The sequence below is a fragment of the Syntrophomonas sp. UBA5494 genome (assembly GCF_002426325.1).
On sequence record NZ_DIPG01000084.1, the window covers coordinates 33951 to 35889 of the forward strand.

General features: G+C 50.7%; 2 protein-coding genes and 1 pseudogene. All 3 read right to left on the reverse strand.

The window, feature by feature from the left end:
- Positions 1-296: pseudogene (locus B3W37_RS09350) on the reverse strand (polyribonucleotide nucleotidyltransferase); the annotation flags it as partial.
- Positions 297-356: 60 nt separating this feature from the next.
- Positions 357-626, reverse strand: a complete 270-nt coding sequence (rpsO, locus tag B3W37_RS09355) for a 30S ribosomal protein S15 (RefSeq protein WP_481040003.1) — start codon at positions 624-626, stop codon at positions 357-359.
- A 207-nt stretch (positions 627-833) separates the two neighbouring features.
- Positions 834-1793, reverse strand: coding sequence for a bifunctional riboflavin kinase/FAD synthetase (locus B3W37_RS09360; protein WP_483169914.1), 960 nt, complete (start codon positions 1791-1793; stop codon positions 834-836).
- Between the last annotated feature and the right edge of the window lie 146 nt (positions 1794-1939).

The window sequence follows — 1939 nt, forward strand, 5'->3', positions numbered from 1 at the left end:
GGGCGAATGGGGCGGTCGATCTGGCGTGCCGAAAGCGTGGCCAGTTCGGTAGCTCTGCCTTCACGTTTTATAAAGCCACCCGGAATCTTACCGGCGGCATACTGTTTTTCTTCGTAATCTACCGTAAGCGGGAAAAAATCAATGCCTTCCCGGGGCTCTTTGGAGACCGTGGCGGTAACCAGTACAACCGTGTCACCGTACCTCACCAGAGCTGCGCCATTGGCCTGTTTGGCTACCTGCCCGATTTCAACCACCAGGGATCGACCTGCTATTTCTGTTGTATATCGATTGACGATTTTCTTTTCCTCCTTTCTAATATGCCAAGCATATAAAGTGAAAGAGCGGCATGCCGCTCTTTATCTGCGTAAACCCAACCGGGTAACGATGGCGCGATACCGGTCAAAGTTCTTGTTCTTCAGATAATCCAATAAAGACCGCCTCTGCCCGACCATTTTGAGCAGCCCGCGCCGGGAGTGGAAGTCTTTTTTATTGGCTTTTAGATGTTCGTTCAAGTAGTTGATGCGTTCCGTTAAGATGGCAATCTGTACCTCGGGGGAGCCGGTATCGCTTTCATGAACCTGAAAGGTTTTGATCAGTTCCTGTTTTCTTTCCGGTGATAATGACAAGTTGTTTCACCTCCTTTTTGCCCTTAATCGCCATAAACCAAGCGCAGCGTCGGTGACTCGCAACCCTAGTCTATGGTTCCGTCCCGTTGTAAAGCTGATTGTCCGCCTCCAGGCAAACACCTATTAGCCTCATTATTGATTATTCCAGCGGGACTTAGCTATTATACCTTTTGGCCATTGGCCAAGGTAAATTGTAGCACAGCAGATTCAAAATGTAAACGCACGACTGTATTGATCGAAGACGGTGAGGCTCTCGGCGGCCCGGTCGCGGTCCAACCCGATTTGCTCTGCCAGCGCCTCGATGCTGTTAAACTTTTGCTCATTGCGCAGTTTTTTGACAAAGTGGAGCCTCAGTAGACTCCCGTAGAGGTCGCCCTCATAATCGAGGAGGTGGGCCTCTATAACTACCGGATAGTCTGGATGAAAGGTGGGTTTGCTGCCGATGTTCACCACCGCTTTAACGGTCTTCTCCCCGGTACGGGCCCAGGCCGCATATACGCCTTTGCCGGGGATAACCAGGTCGGAATCGACCCCCAGATTGGCAGTGGGAAAGCCGATTTGGCGTCCCCTTTTTTCTCCCTCAATGACCCGGCCTTCCACCATGGGCAGGTAACCCAGCATCTCTCCGGCCAGTTCTATGTCCCCGGACTCAATGGCCCGGCGGATCAGGGTGCTGGAGATAACCTCGCCCTGATATTTAACCGGGGGAATGATGTAGGTGGCAAAACCATAACGCTTTCCAAAATCCTGAAGCATATCCGGGGTCCCCGCTCCTTTAAAACCGAAAGAATAGTTAAAACCTACAAACACCGCCTTTACCGCCAGTCGATCAACCAGAATGCCTTTGACGAATGCTTCGGGGCTCAAGCGGGCCATCTCTGTGAAGAAAGAGTTGTAGATCAACAGGTCTAAGCCCAGTCCTGCCAATAATTCTGATTTTATCTTCGGGGTGACCAGGAGTTTCAAGTCTTTCTGAGGAAACAACACCTTCATGGGATGAGGATCAAAAATAAAGGCAGCAGCCACACCGTGGTTGGTTTTAGCCATTTTGACAACATCATTCATCAATTGCTGATGGCCGCGATGCAGGCCGTCAAAATTGCCTAAAGCCAGATACAACGGTTTTCCATCACTGCGAAAATTTTCAATCTCTCTTACAATCTGCATTACTCGGTTCCCTCCGGTCATAGTATCAATGAAATACTTTGCAAGGTATTAAGCAGGGTCCTGCCGGCGAGGCTTTCAGGCGTCCAATGCCAGCCATCAGGCCCTGGCGGTTATGGATAATTACCAGCGGAGCGGCTTCCCCGCCG

Bases quoted from the DNA above. Each gene is read 5' to 3' on its own strand.
- B3W37_RS09360 (WP_483169914.1), bottom strand. From the start codon at position 1,793: ATGCAGATTGTAAGAGAGATTGAAAATTTTCGCAGTGATGGAAAACCG.